A 523-nucleotide genomic window follows, 5' to 3' on the forward strand; every position below is an offset into this window, starting at 1 on the left:
ACTTGGAAATTCGGCGTCATTAACGACACTTCATGTGGATGCATCGCCGTGACCAAAAATCCCCAATCTGACGCGTAAGCCAGCAAGTATTGATGAATCAGTTGGTTATCTGGCATCTCACCGTTAGCACGAATCCAAAGGTACTGTTTTGGCTCCGCTTTTTTGGGTTTTAGAGGATTGATCACCGTGACAGGGCGAGTCTCAATCGGTTTTTCTCCGCAGAATGTTTTACGCAAGCGCTCTGGCAGAAACTCCGCAATATGACTTGCGAGTTCACTCTCTGAGGCGAAGTTTTCAGGCCCCGGAATATCTGGCATGGCTTTCTGGTGATCGAACCCCGGTTGATCGCCGTGATAAGAAGCCGTTAGATAAAAAATAGGTCGTCCATTTTGCACTGCTTTAACGCGTCTGGTGCTAAAGCTACGTCCATCTCTTAAATTTTCCACATCGTAAATGATCGGCTTTTCAGGGTCTCCAGGGTAGAGAAAATAGCTATGGAAGGAGTGCACAGTGCGTGTTTCTT

The 523-nt window shown here is 47.0% G+C and carries 1 protein-coding gene; it reads right to left on the bottom strand.

Annotated elements, in window-relative coordinates:
* Positions 1-523 (bottom strand): acyl-CoA thioesterase domain-containing protein (locus R7O13_RS30710; protein ID WP_318305699.1); only part of this gene is annotated, 523 nt, incomplete at both ends.

It is taken from the genome of Vibrio sp. Y176 (genome assembly GCF_033438945.1).